The sequence below is a fragment of the Mesomycoplasma ovipneumoniae genome, assembly GCF_033343935.1.
Classification (GTDB): domain Bacteria; phylum Bacillota_I; class Bacilli_A; order Mycoplasmatales; family Metamycoplasmataceae; genus Mesomycoplasma; species Mesomycoplasma ovipneumoniae_G.
On sequence record NZ_JAWPGQ010000003.1, the window covers coordinates 84,036 to 104,603 of the forward strand.

Below are 20,568 nucleotides of genomic sequence, written 5' to 3' on the forward strand. Positions count from 1 at the left end.
ACACCTACTTCTAAGCCTTAAATAAAAAACTAAAAGAAAAAAGATATTCTTTTAGTTTTTTCACTTTGTAAAATGATACCATATTTTTCAATTTATGCTTCATTTTTTACATAAATTTCTTCAAAGCCATTTCGCCTTCAAAAAAACCCTTTAAAAACATTATTATTTTGTAGTTTTGCGGATTTTTCGCGTTGATAAAGAGCTAAATTTGAATAATATTCTTTTGAAAAAAAGGGAATAATTCCGTTATAAATTAGTTTTAATGATTTTTTATCTAAAACTATTTTGCAATTTGGAACAGGAAAAAAAATAAAAATAGCATCATCAGGTTTTTTTAAAACAGCTTTTATATCAAGACGAAAATCAATTTTACGTAATTTCATCAGAATATTAAAATTATAAAAATTATAATCGCCGTTAAAACTAAAGATTAGTTCTTTTTTATAAAAGTCGTTAAATTCGACTAATTCTTCCAAGGTTTTTGCCTTTTTTATAACAACAGCCGTCATTCTTGGCGAGAAAAGTTTAGTAAAACTAGGAACAAGTCAATATCCATCTGATAAGTGGTTAACTTTTATTTTAATAAGTTTTGAAATTTTTTCTCTTAATCGGATATTAGCCATAATATTTTGAAAAAAAGTTTGCTATTCCTTCGGCATCATTTGAATCTGTTATAAAATCAGCATGTTGTTTTACTTCTTGGCCGGCTTGGCCCATTGCAATAGCCAGTTTAGTTTGGCCAAACATTGAAATATCATTTTTTGCATCGCCAAAAGATAAAGTCTTATCGAGATTTAGGCCATAATTTTGCTCTAAATAACTTAGTCCTTGACCTTTGTTTGAACCAGAAATCATAATATCAATTACTGAAGATTGCGACTGAACAAAATAAATTCCCTCAACATTTTTAAGTTCTTCTATTGATTTTTCAAAAAGTTCAGGGTTACTATCTCGTTTAATGAGCAAAAATTTTACCACGTCAAGGCTAGAAATTTCGCTTTGAGATAAACTTTCATAGTCGTAAAATTCTAAAGGCAATTTTTCAGCTTCAGAAAAACTTTCATTTTCGTTTTTAAGGAAAGAAAATCACGGGCATGTTGTTTGTTTTTGGCTAAAAGCTAGCATATTTTTGGTTGTATAAATCAAGAAAAATACTTGATTTTTGGCTAGGCTCTTAAAAATTTCTAAAACTTGACTTGGACTAAAAGTTTTACTAAAAACAACAGATTCATTTTTATAGTCATAAATCAGCGAACCATTGCAACTTATTATCGGAAAATCTGGTTTTAGCGCAAAATAATATTTTTTTATAAAATATCAAGGTCTTCCTGAGCAAAAAATAATTTTTTTGCCATCTTTTTTTAATTTTTCTATTGTTTCAATAGATTTTGGGCTGATTTGGTGATCAGATTTTAACAGAGTTCCATCGAGATCGAAAACAAAATTTTCGATATTTTTTAATTTTTCTTTGATAGTATTATTGTTTTTGTCCATAATATGCGTTTTTACCATGTTTTCGGTTATAGTGTTTTTTTTGTAAAACAATATTAGCCTGACTTTGATCAGGATTTATTTGTTTTGTATAAAACGCCATTTTTGCTACTTCTTCAAGAGTCATAGCGAGTTTAACAGCGTCCTCTGCAGATTTATTAGACCAACAAAAAGGCCCGTGTTCTTTTACTAAAACGGCCGGAGTTGCAATAAAATCAATATTATTTTTATTAAAATGATCAACTATAACAACACCAGTGTTGTGTTCATATTGACCATTAATTTGTTCGTCAGTTAATGAATTTGTGCAGGGAATTGAACCATAAAAATTATCAGCATGCGTTGTTCCTAAGGCAGGGATTTCTTTGCCAGCTTGGGCTCAGGCCACTGAAAAAGGTGAGTGAGTATGGATGATAGCCTTAATTCGCGGATCTGCCTTATAAAGAAGTGAATGAGTTGGTGTGTCACTTGAAGGATTTAAATCAGTTTCGAGAACATTATTTTCAAGATCAACAGGAACCATATCTGAATATTTCATTTTTTCATAAGAAATTCCGCTAGGTTTAATTACATAATATGAGCGATCTGAACTTATGGCCGAAACATTTCCTCAAGTGTGAAGCGCTAATTTTGACTTATATAATAAAAGATTAGCCTCTAAAACTTGTTTTTGCAGTAAAACTAATTCTTCCCTATCTTTGATTTTCATAAGCAATCCTTAAATTTTCAATAAAGAAATCACGTGCTTTTGCGATAATTTGGCTTTGTTTTGCCATATTCTCAGAAAGTGGCAAATTTTGGTCAAAATTTTCTTCTTTGTGTCACATTTCAATTACAAAAGGCACGGCAATTTGGGCTTTTAAAATATAGCTAAAAGCAGAAACAAAATCGACATCACCTTGGGAAAACTCAAGATTTTTAAAAATTCCAGGAAGAGTATCTTTGAAATGAAAGGCAACAATTTCTGATTTTCCTAGTTTGATTTCTGCTTCTAAATCATTTGAAAAACGGGATAAATTACCTAAATCCGGGTATAAAAGCACGCCTGAGCCGATTTGTTTTTGAAGATAAAGTAGTCTTGAAATTGTTCCGGCAAATTTTGTATCCATTGATTCAAAAGCAATTGTGACACTATATTTTTTTGCTAATTGAACAATTTTTTTCATTGTTTGAATGAAAAAAATCTCAGAATCAGGATGAGGCTGTTCATAATAAATATCATATGCAGCAAGTTGAATAATTCTAATTCCGAGATTTTTTGCCAAAATTAGCGCTTTTTCCATAATTTCGAGCGCTTTTTGGCGAATTTTTTCATCTTTTGCGCCAAAAGGAAATTTTCGGTGCAATGATAAACACAAAGAATTTATATAAAAATCATTTTCAAATAAAGCATCACGAATTTCTTTAATTTGATTTTTAGAAAAATCAAGACGAGCAGCAAATTCATCACTTTCATCAACAGACATTTCAATAAAATCAAATCCGGCTTTTTTTGCTACTTTAATTTTGTCGACAAATGTCAAACGTTTATCAATCGCTTTTTCGTAAATTCCTAAAGGAAAATTAATTTCAGTATTTTTTAAATTCATCCTTAAATTCCTTTGCTTTTTCTTCAGGATTTGCAGCATCACGAATTGAACGGCCGGCAATAAAAATGTAAATCGGGATATCTTTAAATAATTTAATATCCTCAACTTCAACTCCGCCAGTGATTGTAACTTTGAAGCCTAAATCAGCGAGTTTTTTTACAATATCAATATCTTTTTGGGCTCATTTAACCCCGCTTGCTTGCGAATCGCGCGGACGGTGTCAAACAACCTGAGGAACACCTGCGTTTTTTCAGTCTTGAACTTGTTCTCAAGTAAAATTATTTGTCATTTCTACTTGAATTTCAAGGTTTTTGCCCATTTTTTGACTATAATCATGAGAAAGATTGACTAAATCTTTGATCGTCGGAGTTTCAGCTGCACAAATTACAGTTGTAAAATCAGCACCTGAGTCAAAAAACATTTTTCCAAAAATGTTTCCAGCATCAGCGATCTTACCATCAGCAACAATTATTTTATCAGGAAAATTTTTTCGAAGTTCAGAAATAGCTTTTTTACCTTCAGCAGCTAGTAAAATTGTTCCAACTTCAATAACATCAATATATTTTTCTGCTTTTTTTGCAGACAATATCGCCTCTTCAATAGTTTGATTATCAAGAGCAATTTGTAAAAGTGGTAGTGCCATGTTTTATTCCTTTCCTTATAAATTTATATATAAATTATACATTTTTTTATGATTTTTAGATCATTTTTGGCAAAACAATCGATAGTGATTCAAATTTTTGAAAAATTAGTCCATTTTTTTGTCGGTCATTAAAAATACTAATTAGTTTTTTGGCTAAAGTATTTTTTTAAACTAATTTCCCGAGTTTGCCAGTTTGATGAGACAATCTTAAAAAAATGTCCGGTTTTGGGTGCTTGTTTAACTTAAAAAGTAAAATATGAAATATTTAAACTACCTTTTTTAGCTAAAACACTCACAAAAATCAACTTATGGATAAAATAACAAAAACACAAAAAAATAAAACTACTATTTAAACTCAATGCAAATAGAAAACTCGTTTTTACTTACATTGAGCCTAAAAAAATATGTGAAGTTTTGAAAGAGCCATAATTAAAAGCCTTAATTTGTAGATTTCTAAACGGTCAAATTTAAGGCATACCATCATATTTAAAAATATAATGCAAAATTCGCAATGTCTGATTTTTTAGACAAAAAACATAATTAATTCCCCCTAATTCAATATCAAAATTTATTAATTTATTCTTAAGTGAATGTTATTATAACATAATTTTATTTTTGACCAAGCATTTTTTTTTTTTTTTGCAAAATGCTTAATTTTAAAATAATAAAACTTAGATTTTAGGGCGAAAAAGCACGGATTTACTGGTATTTTTGCATATTTATATTCACTAAAAAGTGAATTTTTGGCATCAAACCGCCAAACTCGGAAAATAATCAATCACGATTTAAATTTTTGAAACATTAGAGCAATTTTTTATTAATCATTAAAAACGCAGTGGTTAGTTTTTTGACTAAAGTATTTTTTTAACTAATTTTTTACAGGCAGATTTGCTAAACAGTAAAGTCAAAAATATCATATATATAATTTATATTTATTATATATGTATCTAGATTTTATGCTCAACAAAAAAAATATTTTTTTGTTTGTTTATTTTTAAAAAAAGTGTATAATTTCTAGCAAGGAAAAATAATGCAATCAAAAAACTCTATTAAAAAAGCATGAGAAAACAAAATTAACATTATTAATAATTTTAATGTTAAGTTTTCCATTTTCTTTGAAATAGTAGTTTTTGACTCAATTTGTTCATAACATTAAGTTATATAGGATAAAAAAACAAAAACTACTATCGAAAAAGATAGTAGTTTTTGTTTTTAAAAAAGGAGGGAAATGAAAAAACTTTTTATCGGTTCAGTACTTAGTGTTTTCAGCACGGCAGTTTTTGTTTCATGCTCAATTCAACCCGCTTGAGAAAGGCAAGAATGAATTACGACTGTTAATTCTGAAACTTCAGCTCCTGGCGCTTTTAAAACTTGAACTAACACTTTTACCTCGCCTTCAATTGCTAGTTCGTATTATACGGCTTCTTTTTTAGTCCAAACTGTTTATGAAAATAGCGTTGAAATCAAACAAGATGGAATCAGTGATGAATCAAAAGAAAAACAAGACAAAAGTTTTAATTACTCAATTACAAAGCCGACATATAGTTATGAGTCTTTTGTTAATGCCGCCGCGATTGTAGTACGAAAAAAAGACGGTAGCGAGCTAGTTTTTGACAGTGATGCTCATGAAAAAGGCTATCTTGAACCTGGTCAGACCACCAATTCGCTTGTTATTAAATTAAAATCAGACCAAAAAAATTCAATTAATTCTGACTTTTTTGTTCAGGCACTTGATGAGGCTGAATCAATTCATTTTTTCTTAAAAAATGACGTAAAATGGGTAGACTATCAAGGAAATCCAAGCCAATATACGCTAAAACCTGAGGATTATTACTACGGATTTAAAGCCCAAAGACTCTCAGATCCACAATACCGGGCAAGCGTTGGCGGAAGCAAAAAAATTGACGAAGAAGCTCAGAAAAAAATTCCTAATTTTGATCCAAAGTCAACATATTTTACAAATACTCTTATTAACTGGTATTTATTAGATCTTTTTGGACTAGATTTGGCTGATTTGGACGATGAAAATAAATATATTGAACAATACAAAGGCAAAAACGCTAATTTTCAAGGACAAAAATCGGTAAGTTTTTACAAAGGTGCTTCAAAAGACAAAGTATTTTTTAACGGATTTTACCAAAAGTCAATACTTGGCGGGATGATTTATCCGGCGCCTTCTGGATTTATCGACAAACGAAACAGTGAAACTCAAACTATAAAAGACGGAAAACCTTCAGGTCGTTTTGGCGAAACTGGCGAAGCACTTAAATATGGAGCCTACTGGTATGGCGAAGATTTCCGCAAAGATCAGCTTTTTGTCTCACCTTATACCCAACTTAGTCAGGAAACTCATCGTGAGACTTGAAAAATCAACAAATATTACCCACGAACTGGCTGAAAAGAGCAATTACCTTACATTTTCAACAAAATTACTACTCTTTATTCTAAATATAGCAGTCCTTCGGCGTTTGAAAATGCAAAATTCAACTCTTATCGCGAACAGACACAATTGGCTATCAGCTTTGACACGCTAAATGATTCAATTAAAAATTTAGTCTCAGGTGATCAAGAAACATACGGCTGAAAACTAAAAAAAGCAGAAAGTAAAGATGATTTGCACAAATGGTATTATTCTATACTTGTTCCAGGTTCGCTAAAACAAGAATTTAGACCGGAAGTTGGCGTGGCTTTTGATGAAAAATACTATGGATTCAATGATAATTTTGCAAAATTAAATTTTGGCGTTTCACTTGCTGACATTGCAAAAGGAAATGCCAAAATTGTTGAAAATCTCATTTCAGGTCCAAGTCTTGAATTTCGGCAAATAATTGCAAATGCCTGAAATCTATACACAACAGCCCAATCAATTTCAAACTCAAGTTTGGCTTGATACAATTTTGTTTCTGCTGACAACAAAATTACCTCAAAGCCAGATTCAAAAACGCCCCGCGATTTTTACCAAGAAGCAAATACAATTAAACTCGTTGATCAAACAGGGGAAATATATTATACCAAAACTCCCGAAGATGAGAAGAAAAAAAATTTTGAAAATGTCAATGATGCCGCTAAACAATTCCAGGCGCCTCAATTCGAAGTGCTAAAAGCACGTATGAAAGCGCTCCTTGATGATTTTTATGCCAAAAATAACATTCCTGCTGACCAAAAGGTTGAATGAACTAACCACAGTTTTTATGTAAATTCTTCCGACAAACAAATTGCCGCAATTAATAACGGCGTAAAGGCGATAATGGATCTTGATCCGCGGCTAAAAATTAAGGTAGTTTGGCCAGTGACAGACAGAACTCGCCGTTTAAATTATTTACTAACACGAACTGGCGGGCTTGATTTTGGTGGTTGGCATTATGATTATGACGGAATTGGTACAGTTTTAGACGGTAAAATTCAGCGAAATGGCGTGGGTTATGCAATGCTCTCAGCTATTTATGCCCTAGGTCCAGAGTCCAAAATTGCAAAATCCTATCCACATATTTATCGTTATGCCCTTGCTGTTAAAGATTTTTTTGACAAATTTGCCCAAAAAGGTTATATAAGAGAATTTAAAGACTGAAAAGATGCGCCAAATGCGCCAGATTTTGGTGCAACAGATCAGCATTTGGCGCCTGATCTTACTTATTTTTTTACTGGTGAAGTCAAAGAAGGACCTGATCCAAAAGATGCAACTAAAAAAGTTATGAAATACAAGACTTTTGTTGACCAAATTAACGAAAAAAAGGACGTGAAAGACAAGGTTTCTTTTGATTTTAGCGCCCAGTCAGCAATTTTTAACCTGTCCTACCAAGAAGAAAATTCTGACGAAGAACTGATTAAATTAACTGCCGAATTAACCTCACTTTTAGGATTTGGACTTAATGATCTTTTGAATGTAGCATCCTCAACGCCATATGCATTTTTAGAAAATCCAAATATTTCAATTCCATATTCAAACAATACTTATTCAGGTTATGTTCCGCCGGACATGATTACAATTAAGCCACTCAAAGAAAAATTCCAAAACCTTAATAAAAAAGGAACCAATTAAAAATGATATTAAAATATTCTCTCAAACGGTTAGGACTTGCGCTTTTAACTTTTGTGGCAATTTATGTTTTAGTTTTTGTTTTACTTGCTAATTTTTCGCCTGATCCTTTTGGTGATGTTATAGATAAAGGCGCAAAAGGGACCGATCAGGCCAAAAAAATCGCTGATTTACACGCAAAATATTATTTTGACCAGCCGACTTTGACAAGACTAGCTTATTATACGGCCGATATTTTTCAAGGAAACTTTGGTACCCGTTTTAAAACTGGCGAAGATGGCAAAATTCCTGAATTATTTTTTATGCCACTGCGCTATACAATTTTAGTTTCTTTGCCTTCTTTTTTAATAAGTAGCACTTTAGGACTAGTTCTTGGAACAATTGCTGCTTATCGGCGTGATCGACTTGAAGATGCGGCAATTTCGGGAATTTCAACTTTTTTTGTTGCAATTCCATCGTTTGTCCTTGCACCTTTTGTTGTATTAATTGCAATTAAAATTGGACTTCCTTTTGAATTTAAAGATGCCGAAACCTACGGGAGTCTAACTTCATTTGCCTCACTTTTGCCGCCAATTTTTGTCTTTACGATCACTTCAATTGCAGGCTATGTTTTTTTAGTTCGAAACCAAGTTATTAGTGTTCTGTCTTCTGAATACATTTTGATTGCAAAGGCAAAAGGGCTTTCAAAACTGGACATTTTTTTCAAATATGTCCTAAAAAACGCAGCAATTCCGCTTGTAAGATCTTTGATTTTTTCTTATATTATTCTCCTTTCAGGTTCAATTGTCCTCGAGCAGTTTTTCCGAATTCCCGGTAGTTCGACTATTTTAGTTAGTGCTGCCTTTGATGGTGAGATTAATATTTCAATGTTTTCAATTATTTTCTTTACTTCGCTTTCATTAGTTGTTGATATTATTGGTGATTTAAGTTATGTTTTTATGGATCCGCGAATTTCTTTTGGCCAAGACTCACCAGTAAGTTATTGAGCACGACTTAAAAATTGAAAAGCACGTAATTATCGACCTGCGGAGGAAAAAAATGCTCGATCCTAAAGAATTTAACCAAAAATATAATCTGAAAGAAAACCAGATAAAACTCCTTAAATTAGCGAGTTTTTCAGAAAAAAACTACCAAGTAACAGGAAAAATTGTTGAACTCTGAAAAGATACAGTCCAAAAATTTTTTAAATCAAAAATCTCACTTATTTCCACGCTTTTATTTCTTAGTGTTTTAATTATTGCGATTTTTACAATAATTTTTAGCCCGTACAGTGTCAATAAGCCAATTTCAAGTGCCGATCCTTCGCTAGTTTATGAACAGCTGCCAAGCACTTTAGGGACAATAAAAACAACAATTTCAACCGATATTCTCGAGAAAATCCGGGCAATTGAGGTTGAAAAAAATATCACTTTAATTCAAGGTTCAACAAAAGAATTATTCCCAAACCGTTGAGAAATTAACGTCAATCCTTATCAAGTCATGAGTGCACTTGAAAATGGTAAAAATTTTATTTCACTAGTTGGAACTGACCAATTTGGGCGAGATATTTGACTCAGAACTTGACAAGGAACCCTGAATGCACTTGGAATTTCAGTACTTATTGCCTTAATTCAATTTTTAATCGGAATTGTGCTAGGAACTTATCTTGGCTATCACATTGGAAGCTGAATTGACAATATTGTGCTTAGAATTATTGACATTTTTGGCGCAATTCCTTGAATTATAATCTTTATTATTTTCATTGCAATCTGAGGACCCTATACAATCACAATTATTATTCTTTTGTCGCTTACAGGCTGGACAATTCCAACTTATCAAGCAAGGTCCTATACTGTTATTGTCAAAGACGAAGAATATATTTATGCCGCAAAAGTAATTGGAGCTTCAAAATTCAGACAAATTTATTCACACATTTTGCCAAATATTCTCGGAAAATTACTCTCAACTTTCATTGCAAGTATTTTTTCATCAATTTCAACAATCGCATCACTTGCTTTCCTTGGATTTTTACAAGAAGGACCTGAGTCATCAGCAAATTTAGGACTAATTATTAACTCTTCAGTTCCGCTGGCTGACAAAAATCCAATTGCACTGCTTTTACCTTCAATGGTTTTGGTTGCCTTAGCGGTTACAAGTCGATTTATTGCCAACGGAATTCATGATGCACTTGATCCTCGTGTTGGAGGCAGAAAATAATGGAAAAAAAACGTATTTTAGACGTAAAAAATCTTCGTGTTAGTTTCAAAACCGGCAAAAAACAGTATCTTGAAGTTATCAGAGGCATTGATCTTAGCGTTTATTCAGGTCAAATTGTTGCCTTTGTTGGCGAGTCAGGTTCAGGAAAGTCTGTCTGCTCAAGGTCACTTTTAGGAATTAATAACTTTGCAAAAACTACTGCTACAAAAATGGAAATTGACGGCCTTGATGTCGCAAATTTCAAAAAAGACTATCAGTGACGCCAAATTCGCGGTCACAAAATTGGCTATATTCCTCAAGACCCTTTGGTTGCCCTAAATCCAACTCGGACAATTGGCAAACAATTGCTTGATGGTCTTAAAAAGGACAAGCGTTTTAAGTCAAAACAAGAAAAAATTGACTTTTTAATTAAGCTGCTTGAATCTTTTGGACTTGAAAATGCAAAAGACCGCTTTTATTCTTATCCTCATACTTTATCTGGTGGAATGAAACAACGGGTAGTAATTGCAATGGTAGTCGCCGCTCAACCTTCAATTATTATCGCCGATGAGCCAACCACCGCCCTTGATCCAACAGTCCAGTCTTCTGTTTTGGCGCTTTTAGATAAAATTCGCCATCAATATAAAGTTTCAATTATTTTTATTTCCCATAATATTTCAATAGTTGCGAAATTTTGTGACTATATTTATGTAATGTATGCTGGCCGTGTTGTTGAAAAAGGAACTCGCCAAGATATTTTTACAAACCCAAAACACCCTTATACCTGAGCGCTAATTTCGGCAATTCCTGAGGGTTCCAAAAAAGAAGAACTCTATACAATTAGTGGAAGCCCGCCCGATTTAAGACATCTAACAGCCGGAGACCCTTTTGCCCCAAGAAATGAATATGCTTTGCAACTTGATTTTGAAAAAGAGCCGCCACTTATTAAAATTTCTGAGAGCCACTATGCCGCCACTTGACTTTTACATCCGTCTGCACCAAAAGTTGAACTAAATCCTGAATTAAAAATGAGAATAAAATTATTTAAAGAAGTATTATAATGGAAATTGCATTACAGACAAAAAAATTAGAAAAATATTTTATAAACAAATTTGCAACCGTCAAAGCAGTTGATGGAATTAATTTACTGCTAAAAAAAGGCCAGATTTTAGGCATTATTGGCGAGTCAGGTTCAGGAAAAACAACGATTGGTCGCTGTCTTGTTCGACTTTATGAAAACTTTGGTGGTCAAGTTCAACTTTTGGGTCAAATTATTTCCGGTAAAAAACTATCCCGCAAACAAAACCTGTTTTTGAGAAAAAACATGCAAATGATTTTTCAAGATCCTTTTTCTTCGCTAAATAAGCAAAAAAATATTTACTCAATTTTAAAAGAAACACTCGTAATTAACGGCATAATTAAAGCCAAAATGAAAGATATTTTTCTTGACTGAAATGATTTAATTTTTCATTTTAAGCGAACTCTTGAAAAAAAATACCTTGAAATTGAGCTTTTAATGCTCCAAGGCCAAAACCACGAACTCGAGCAATTTTTTGCCTACTGACAAGATCAAATTAAAATAATTGAAGATGAACTTGAAAAATTTAGTCCAGAAAGTGGCAATCAAAATTTAAATAACGAATTTTTTGGCCAATATTTACTTTATTTTGAACGCAAACAAAAACTTTTGGCAAGTATTTATAATTTAGCTTATGAAAATGTGGCCAAATTACACGATTATTTTTACGAAATTCAAAAAATTTACCGTAAAAAAGAGCAGGCAAAAGTTGAGGCCGAATATCGCCAGGCACTCAAAGATGTCGAAGACCTAAGATCACTAATTAAGTCACAAAAATCATTTTTCAAAAAAACACTCAATGAATTAGGGATTAATTTAAAAAAAGAGGCCGCCCAAGAACTATTTAAATTCACAAATCAAAACAACCTTGTTTCATCTTATATTGCCGAATTTTTCTATGAGTACAAAATTGCAAATAATAATGCCCTAACTTCAAAGGATTTGCAAAAATATTCTTTTTATAAAAAACAAGCAATAATTAACCGCCAAATTAGCAAGTTTTTAGCTCATCACAGTCGAAAAATCTGAGAAAAAAATTTATTTTCCTTTTTGGAAATCAGCCAAATTGAGAAAATCATTGAAATTTTGAATAATTTCAAAAAAACGATGTCAGAAACTTATAAAAACGTAATTTTTGACAAAACTAATGCCAAAAATTACATGAGCACAAAAGATTTTCGTGCTAAAATTTCTAAACATCTTTTGAAACTTGAATTAAATAGCTTCCTTGAGAGCGCAAAGAAAAACAAGCAAATTTTTGGCCAAAAAGTCAACTTTAGAACAAAATATCTCCAATTTAAAAATATTTACACTGTTAATAAAGAAAGGGGAAATTCCAGCACTGAAAATATTGAAAAACTTGCAAAATTAGAAGAAATTTTGGCCAAAAAACAAGTCGAATATGATACAATTAAAAACGAATTTATTCAAAATTACAACAACTGACTTAGCGAGCAAATCAAAGAAATAAACTTTCAAAAACAGACCCAAACTGATTTTTTTAGCAAAATTTCGCTCTTAGAGAAAAAAGTTCTTGCAATTCACCAAAAATTTATTGAAAAAATTAAATCTACTGGTCAATTCAGCGACCAAATTCGAAACATTGACAACCGTTTTAATGAAAAAATTGCCATAATCAAGACGCTTAATGTTGAAAAAATCAACATTAGGAATGTTTATAAAAACATTCAACTTTTTTATGGAATCAAAAAAGCGCCTACATTTTTCTTACTAAAGCGTTCAATTAAGAAATTTATTCTGAGCGAACTAATTTATGAAGCACTTGAAAATGTTGGACTTTTACGCTCATTTGCCTACCGTTATCCGCACGAGTTTTCTGGCGGTCAGCGTCAGAGGATTGCAATTGCCCGGGCTTTAATTGTTGAGCCCAAAGTTATAATTGCCGATGAGCCAATTGCTTCGCTGGATATTTCAATTCAGGCACAAATTATTAACTTGTTAAAAAAATTAGTTAAAGAAAAAAATCTTTCCTTAATTTTTATCGCCCACGATCTTTCTGTTGTTGAATATCTTGCTGATGAAGTTTTAATTATGCATGCTGGCAAAATTGTTGAAAAAGGTAAAACTGACGAAATTTTCCAAAATCCAACTCATCCTTATACAATTAATTTATTAAATTCAATCCCGAAAATTTCAAACGCGCACATTCCGTTTAGTCCAATTTTATTTAATAATGTTTACCTTGAAGAGCAAAAATTTCCGAATGTTATTGAAGAATTAAAACTGACCCAAAACCATTTTGTCTATGGCACAAAAAAACAACTTGATTCTTGAACATTAAAAAAAAGTTAAAACTAACCAAAAATAAGTGATTTTTAGTCTAAAAATTTAAAATACTAAACTTTGCTAACATTATTTTTGACCCTTTAGATCTTAAAAAAGCCCGCAACCGCGGATTTACTAGCAGTGCTTTTGGAAAATCTTCAAAGAATTTAACATTCACAAAAAGAAACCTTAATAGATAGATTAATTAAACAAATTAATTACCCCTTGAGTTTTAACCAAGGGGATTTTTATTATTTTAAAATTAACCCTTTGAAAAAAAAAAAAAATGTTTGGTCTAAGAAAAAAATATGTTATAATAAACAACACTAAGAATGAATTGATAAATTGATATTGAATTAGGGAGGATTTGATTATGTTTTTAGTTTGAAAAAATTAAATATTGCGAATTTTCCATCATATTTTTAAATATGATGCAATGCCTTAAATTTACCCGTTTAGAAATCTTTAAATTTAAGGCTTTTTCTTTTGGTTCTTTCAAAACTTCACATATTTTTTTAGGCTCAATTTAAATAAAAAGAGTTCTCTATTTGCATTGAGTTTAAATAGTAGTTGTATTTTTTCATGATTTTGTTATTTAGTCCATAAATTGATTTTTGCCGGTGTTTTAGCTAAAAAAGTAGTTTAAAAATTTCATAATTTTGCTTTTTAAGGTAAAACTAACCAAAAATAAGTGATTTTTAGTCTAAAAATTTAAAATACTAAACTTTTTTGTTAATAAAAAACTTTTATGCTGGAAAATTTGAAAAAATTCTTTTTTTTGCCAATTTTTAATGTATAATTAATTGTTGTATTTTTAATTAAGTATCTTTATTTTTTTATCTAGACAACCCGAAAATCTTTATATTTTAAATTATTAGTTTGGAAATTATATGTCAAAAATTTTAGCAACCCCAAAAGCAAGAGCGATGGCTAAGCAAGCAAATATCGATCTTGCTGACCTTAAAATTGAAGGACGAAAAATTGAGTCATCCGATGTTGAGAATTATCTAAATTCTCTAAAATCTTCGCCTGCTCCTGCAGTCGAAGCTCCAAAAGTTGAGGCTCCTACTCCAAAAACCCAACCAGCCTCAACAACCACAGTAAGTCCAACATCAAAACTAGATGGAAGACGCGAAAAAATTGCTCCAATCCGTAAAGCGATTGCAAGAGCAATGACAAATTCATGAAATTCTGTGGCTTACGTTAATTTAGTAAACCAAATTGACGTAACAGATCTTTGAAAACTTCGTAAATCTGTTTTAGAATCAGTACAAAAAACAACTGGGATAAAATTAACATTTTTAGCTTTTATTGCAAAAGCAATTTTAATTGCACTTAGTGAATACCCAATTATTGCTGCAAAATACGACGAAGCTGCAAATGAAATTGTCTATCCTGATACTATAAACTTAGGTTTGGCCGTTGATACTGAAGCTGGTCTTATGGTTCCAGTAATAAAAAATGCCCAAACTCTTTCAATCGTTGAAATTGCCAGTGAAATTGTTCGACTAGCCAAAGCAGCTCGTGAGCGTAAAATCAAACCAAGCGAAATGCAAGGCGGATCATTCACTATTACTAATTATGGATCTGTTGGTTCTCTTTATGGTGTTCCGGTAATTAATTATCCAGAACTAGCAATTGCTGGAGTTGGTGCAATTATTGATTCTGCCGAAGTTAAAGATGGACAAATTGTTGCAGCCAAAATTATGCATCTAACAGTTGCAGCCGATCACCGTTGAATTGATGGAGCAACAATTGGTCGTTTTGCCGCAAGAGTTAAAGAATTATTAGAAAAACCAGAAATTTTAGGAATTTTATAATGTATAAATTTAAATTTGCTGACATTGGAGAAGGGCTCCATGAAGGAGTAGTCGCCCAAATTTACAAAAAAGAAGGCGACCAAGTAAATGAAGGTGATTCGTTGTTTTCAGTTGAAACTGACAAAATTACGGCTGACATACCTTCGCCAAAATCCGGAAAAATTGTTAAAGTTTTAATGGCTGAAGGTGACACAATTCACGTTGGTCAAGAAATTTATTATATTGATGATGGATCAGGTGATAGCGATGTTGCCGAAGTTAAAGAAGTTAAAACTGAAGAGAAAAAGGAAGAAGAAGCAAGTGGAGCAAGTGTTGTTGGTGAAGTAAAAGTAAGCAATGATCTTTTAAGTTTTGATTTTGGTCCAAAAAAATCAACAGCAAAACCAGCCAAAACTCCTGCGCCAAAAGCTGAAAAAGCACCTGAAAAACCTGCCTCTTCTGTAAATACTGGCAAAGTTTACCAAGGTAAAATTGACCAAGAATTTGATGTAATTGTTATCGGTTCAGGACCTGGTGGATATCTTGCTGCTGCTGAGGCTGGTAAAAGTGGTTTATCAACTCTAATTGTTGAAAAAGAATATTGAGGTGGTGTTTGTTTAAATGTTGGCTGCATTCCAACAAAAGCAATGTTAAAAACTGCCGAAGTTCTTGATTATGTAACTCACTTTAGTGACTATGGTCTTGAAGGAAAAACTGATGTAAAAATTTCCTGAGAGAAAATGCACCAACGAAAAACTGAAGTTGTTAACAAATTAGTTGGCGGAGTTAAGGCAATTGTAAAATCTGCAAGAGCTACAAGCATTTTTGGCGAAGCCAAATTCCTAGGTGCGCACGAAATTTCAGTTGAAGATAAAGTTTATCGTGGAAAACATATTATTCTTGCAACTGGATCACGTGACCGTAAATTGAATTTACCTGGTTTTGAACAAGGTTACCAATCTGGAAAAATTTTAACTTCAAAAGAAGCAATTAATCTTGAAGAAAAAATTAGTTCAATTGTAATAATTGGTGGCGGTGTTATTGGTGTTGAATTTGCCCAAATTTTTGTCGCTGCTGGAGTTAAGGTAACAATTTTACAAAATCTTCCAAGACTTTTAGCAAACCTTGATGGTGAAATTTCACAAATTATTACAAAAAACTTAACTGACCGTGGTGTTAATGTTGTCCTAAATTCTAATATTATTAGTTATGAAAATGATAGTATTATTTACGAACTTGACGGCAAAAGACAACAAATTAGCGCTAATAAAATTTTAGTAAGCATCGGTCGTGAGCCAAATTCTGAAGGTCTTAGCGAAGTTGGAGTTGAACTTGATGCTCGCAAAAGTGTTATCGTTGATGACCAATGCAGAACAAATGTTGACGGAGTTTATGCAATTGGTGATCTTAGTGCAAAAGCAATGCTAGCCCATGTTGCTTATCGTCATGCTGTTGTTGCAGTAAGTACAATAACCGGAAAAGGTGAAAAATATAACGATAAAACCGTTCCAGCTTGCGTTTATACTCACCCTGAAATTGCTTCAGTTGGTCTAACTGAAGAACAAGCAAAAGAACAAGGTTATGATTTTGTAGTTGGAAAAGCTAGTTTTGCTCACATTGGTAAAGCAATTGCTGCCGGAGATGCCCACGGATTTGCTAAATTAATTGTTGATAAAAAATATGGTGAAATTCTTGGTGCTCACTTTATCGGTCCAGTAGCTACTGATATGATTTCAGAAATTGTCGTTTCAATGGATGCTGAAGTAACAATTCATGAACTTGCAGCTGCAATTCACCCACACCCTACTTATAGCGAAGTAATTTGAGAAGCAGCTCGCGCTGCACAAGCAAAACTAAAAAGATAAAATCAAAATCAGTCAACTCAATTGATTTCTTCAAAACATCAAAAAAAGGAAATTATTGATTTAATTTCCTTTTTTTTAAATTAATGCAAAAAAACCAAAAATTTTAAGCCGTTTTGATTTTTGTTTATCTTTTTATTGTTGTTTTTTTGTAAATTTGCCCAAATTCTTGTGCAAAATGCAAAATTTTAATTTTTAACCTTTAGATTGTCAATTTTTTACCTATTTAAATTTGTCTTCAACTCTAAATTTGCATTGTTTCATTTTGATAGACATTTTTGAAATATTCTGGAATAAATATGCTATTTTACTAAATTTCTTTTTTTTTTTTTTTTTGCTAGAATTTTTTATAGAAAACTTAGGAGGAAGTGTGTCGAAGAGTACAATCACTAAAAAACTACTAACTAAAAAAAATATTTTTCTTTTAGGTCTAAGCACTCTTGCTGGTGGAGCAATTATTGCTGTTCCGCTAGTTGTTTTTGCAAATTTAGAACTAAAAAACCCGCGAATTGATGTGCAAAACCAAGCAAAATCAATTTCTTTCATTAGTATAAAGGATAAATATTCAAATGCTAATTCAGACTATTTAGATCTAAAAAAGAAACTTTTAAACGACGATAATACCAAAAAAACTGACATTGATTTAGCAGATTTTTTTGATTTTTACCAGACTAATAACTCTAGCATTCCCGTTAATTTTTCAACCGATCATAATTGAAAACCTTTCAAACTAGAAATTTTTGATATCAAACCTGACGATAATGAGCAAACATTCGAGGTTTTTTGGCGAGTTTCACAAAAACTAGATGACAATAAAACAGCAATTTCTGACTTATTTAAACAAAAAGTTGCCTATAATTATGTTCCAGATTATTCACTTTCTAATTTTTCAACTTATTCAGAAGACAAGCTCAAGAAATTAAGACCTTACACAAATAGTGAGGTTAATTTTTCTTTTAAAAAAGAATTAACAAAGTTAATTTCAGTTGAAGATTTCCAAAAAGAAGTTAATAGCGCAAAAAATGACACTGAGGCTAGAGAAATTATTAGCAAATATTTCAACCTTGATGAGATAATTTCACAAATTTTTAGCAATAAAAGCTTTTACTTTGAGTCTGAAAGTGGTATTCAAAAACCTCGCTATGATATAAATTTGGTAAAAGACCAAATTATTACTGATCGATATTTAGTAAAAACAGCAACGCCCGGGGTTTATAAATTGACCTTTGTTGCCCAGTTTTCTTCTGATTTTTCAAAGGAAATTGCTGCTGATATCAACAAGGATTCCAAATTTTTCCTTACGACTCAACTCAATTTAAGTGATTCTTTCCTTGATAAGTCAATTAGTGATGATATTGTTTTAAGTGAATTTTCTGACAGTGATTATTTTGCAATAAATAATTTTAGTCAAAATAATTCAACTTTAATTACAGGGTGAGATTTTCTAAATTATTACAATAATGAAATTTTTGCAACCAAAGAAAATCGCGCTGATTTTCTTAATTCACTTATTGAAAAAATTGTAAAAACACCCCTGATATCAAAAATTAGATTCCAAAATAAACTAGAAAATTTAAATTTTAGTCAAATTTCAAAATTTTTAGATGTTCAAATCAAACTGGATACTGAACAAGTCAATTTAGATTTCAAAGATAACAATGTTGTTGCGCAAATTAATGGTGATATTGTTATAAAAGATAAAAGAAATGATAAAATTGTTGCTACAAAAAAATTTTCTCAAAGTATTAAAAATTTTGAAATATTAGCTCAAAATGATCCTGATTTTGCAGCTTCAGTTAAGAAAAGTAGCTTGGTTATTCAACCAAATCTCCAACAATCTGTTCCAATAAATAGTCAAAAAGGAATTCCAAAAGATGAATTATTAGCACTAATTCAGTCAAATAATTTCGATAAATTAAAAAAAGTTCTTCAAAATTCCCGTTATTATGGCTTTAGATTTGACGAAACCCAATTAAAATCAATGGTTGATAGTTATAATTTACCGACTGTTGAAGATTTAATTAAAAACTCAAATGTTGATGATGCAGCCTCAAAAGGTATAACATCAATTTATTCTAATTATTTTAATAGCGACGAGAAAATTTCACAATTTTTGTCATTTTTATCAAAAAAGGACATTAGTTTTGTCGCAAAATATTGGTTTAATTATCTTAAACATTTTGGATTAATAGGTTCTGAAACAAACTGGCCAGAAAATTCTAATAGTAATGAATTATTCAAAAAATTAAGTAAAATTGAAATTAAGCCTACAAAACAACCACGTGGTCAAATTGATAATGAAAATTCCGAGCCAACAGTTTGACTTTTTTCATTTAACTATGGTTTTTTAGATTTAAATAAACCATTTGAAAATGGTTTTTACATTAGTAATGAGCTTAAAAATACTCTTAATTTGATGAAAACAAATTCATCTTTTAGTCCAGAATATTTTATAAAACAAATCGAATTACAATCAAATAAAATCACTAAACCTGATTTTTCAAGCACAGAAGGTAAAAATAATATTGAAAATCTTACCGATTTTCTTGCAGCTTTTTATTCATTAGCTTATTCAAAACAAAAGAGCCAAAAACTTTTTACTGGTAATTTTGGAAAGGATTTTAATTACAAAATTCAATTTAGCCTGGAACCTAATTTAACAAATGTTGATGCTTTAGAAAAACCAGATGCCGAAAAATTAAAAGTAAAATATTGGTACAATATTGGTCCAGTTGATCAAAAAGGTGACCTAGCTAGCGTTATTTATCAAACAAAAAAATCAGAAATTGAACTAAAAATCAATTCTGAAAATAAACTTTTAAGTGATGAAGTTGATAAATTAGATGAAATTGCCTCAACTTTTTCACCAAATTCACAAATAGTTTTCTTGTCAAGCAAAGATCTTGAGGATTTTAAAGCTCAAATCAAACTCGCGACCTCAAAATCAAAGGAAAACGAGCTAGTATCTGTTGATAAAGAAGTAGAAAAACTACCTTTTACCAGTTATTTAGCCTTTGAACACAAAGATTTAGATTTAGGCTATGCAATAAAAGCAAAACAGAATCAAACAACAGGCACAGCAGACGCATCAATGCAAACTACTACCGACGGTGACATTAACGGTGTAATTGAGAAAATTACTAACACTGGAAACCGGGTGCAATATAATTTATTTTTATATCTTTATGATAAAAATAATCCTAAAATTCTCTCAAGTCAGCCTATCCGCGTTATTATCATGGAGCACACAAGCTCTTTATTGTTAAAATAATAAACTTATAAAGGGAATTATTATGAAAAAACTTAAATTAAATCATATAATTTTTGCGATTATAGGAGTTAGCGCGGTCGTTAGTATTTCTGCCAGTGTTCCGTATCTAATCTCCTTACAGTCAAAAAATTATAATTCAAAATTATCAGAATTTGACGAAAAACTAGCTAATGCTACAAATCTAAATGTTAATTCAGAATTTAACACAACCGAATTCGACAGCCTAGTTGCTAATTTAAAACTTAAGTCAAAATTTGCTAAAAAATTAAGTGCTTCTGATGCGCTAAATTTGCATTTTGATACTGCATATAATTTTGACTTAAATAATGCAATTGACT

At 31.3% G+C, this 20,568-nt stretch carries 14 protein-coding genes; 9 read left to right on the top strand and 5 right to left on the bottom strand.

The features are described 5' to 3' along the window. Nucleotides 1-92 precede the first annotated feature (92 nt). From R7X45_RS01210 to R7X45_RS01230, 5 genes are read right to left on the bottom strand one after another with little or no spacing between them, the layout of a single operon-like run. Nucleotides 93-623, bottom strand: a complete 531-nt coding sequence (locus tag R7X45_RS01210) for an MPN499 family protein (RefSeq protein WP_318055613.1) — start codon at nucleotides 621-623, stop codon at nucleotides 93-95. Then, nucleotides 616-1,494 (bottom strand): HAD family hydrolase, encoded by an 879-nt coding sequence (locus R7X45_RS01215; protein ID WP_318055614.1) that lies wholly within the window; start codon nucleotides 1,492-1,494, stop codon nucleotides 616-618. The genes R7X45_RS01210 and R7X45_RS01215 overlap by 8 nt, the downstream gene beginning before the upstream one ends. Next, nucleotides 1,478-2,200 (bottom strand): L-ribulose-5-phosphate 4-epimerase, encoded by a 723-nt coding sequence (locus tag R7X45_RS01220; protein WP_318055615.1) that lies wholly within the window; start codon nucleotides 2,198-2,200, stop codon nucleotides 1,478-1,480. Before R7X45_RS01220 ends, R7X45_RS01215 begins: the two co-directional genes overlap by 17 nt. Further along, complete coding sequence (locus tag R7X45_RS01225) at nucleotides 2,184-3,080, bottom strand: L-ribulose-5-phosphate 3-epimerase (RefSeq protein ID WP_303438236.1); 897 nt, start codon at nucleotides 3,078-3,080, stop codon at nucleotides 2,184-2,186. Before R7X45_RS01225 ends, R7X45_RS01220 begins: the two co-directional genes overlap by 17 nt. Further along, on the bottom strand, nucleotides 3,055-3,723 hold the full coding sequence (locus R7X45_RS01230; protein ID WP_252262882.1) for a 3-keto-L-gulonate-6-phosphate decarboxylase UlaD: 669 nt from the start codon (nucleotides 3,721-3,723) through the stop codon (nucleotides 3,055-3,057). The genes R7X45_RS01225 and R7X45_RS01230 overlap by 26 nt, the downstream gene beginning before the upstream one ends. A gap of 1,228 nt (nucleotides 3,724-4,951) precedes the next feature. On the opposite strand from R7X45_RS01230, the gene R7X45_RS01235 reads away from it, so the two are divergent. From R7X45_RS01235 to R7X45_RS01275, 9 genes are all read left to right on the top strand, one after another. Then, complete coding sequence (locus tag R7X45_RS01235; RefSeq protein WP_318055616.1) at nucleotides 4,952-7,762, top strand: OppA family ABC transporter substrate-binding lipoprotein; 2,811 nt, start codon at nucleotides 4,952-4,954, stop codon at nucleotides 7,760-7,762. A gap of 2 nt (nucleotides 7,763-7,764) precedes the next feature. Then, nucleotides 7,765-8,811 (top strand): ABC transporter permease, encoded by a 1,047-nt coding sequence (locus R7X45_RS01240; RefSeq protein WP_318055617.1) that lies wholly within the window; start codon nucleotides 7,765-7,767, stop codon nucleotides 8,809-8,811. Then, nucleotides 8,798-9,955 carry an ABC transporter permease gene (locus R7X45_RS01245; RefSeq protein ID WP_318055618.1) on the top strand — a complete coding sequence of 386 codons (1,158 nt, stop codon included), beginning with the start codon at nucleotides 8,798-8,800 and terminating at the stop codon, nucleotides 9,953-9,955. Before R7X45_RS01240 ends, R7X45_RS01245 begins: the two co-directional genes overlap by 14 nt. Next, on the top strand, nucleotides 9,955-10,995 hold the full coding sequence (locus R7X45_RS01250; RefSeq protein WP_318050895.1) for an ABC transporter ATP-binding protein: 1,041 nt from the start codon (nucleotides 9,955-9,957) through the stop codon (nucleotides 10,993-10,995). Before R7X45_RS01245 ends, R7X45_RS01250 begins: the two co-directional genes overlap by 1 nt. After that, nucleotides 10,995-13,325 (top strand): ATP-binding cassette domain-containing protein, encoded by a 2,331-nt coding sequence (locus tag R7X45_RS01255; RefSeq protein WP_318055619.1) that lies wholly within the window; start codon nucleotides 10,995-10,997, stop codon nucleotides 13,323-13,325. The genes R7X45_RS01250 and R7X45_RS01255 overlap by 1 nt, the downstream gene beginning before the upstream one ends. Nucleotides 13,326-14,188: 863 nt before the next feature. Continuing rightward, nucleotides 14,189-15,118 carry a 2-oxo acid dehydrogenase subunit E2 gene (locus tag R7X45_RS01260; protein ID WP_069099451.1) on the top strand — a complete coding sequence of 310 codons (930 nt, stop codon included), beginning with the start codon at nucleotides 14,189-14,191 and terminating at the stop codon, nucleotides 15,116-15,118. Further along, nucleotides 15,118-16,962 (top strand): dihydrolipoyl dehydrogenase, encoded by a 1,845-nt coding sequence (gene lpdA, locus R7X45_RS01265; protein ID WP_318055620.1) that lies wholly within the window; start codon nucleotides 15,118-15,120, stop codon nucleotides 16,960-16,962. Before R7X45_RS01260 ends, lpdA begins: the two co-directional genes overlap by 1 nt. A 367-nt stretch (nucleotides 16,963-17,329) precedes the next feature. After that, nucleotides 17,330-20,230, top strand: coding sequence for a P97 family adhesin (locus R7X45_RS01270; RefSeq protein ID WP_318055621.1), 2,901 nt, complete (start codon nucleotides 17,330-17,332; stop codon nucleotides 20,228-20,230). 22 nt (nucleotides 20,231-20,252) lie between these two features. Beyond that, on the top strand, nucleotides 20,253-20,568 hold a 316-nt coding region (locus R7X45_RS01275), incomplete at its 3' end, for a P110/LppT family adhesin N-terminal domain (protein WP_318055622.1).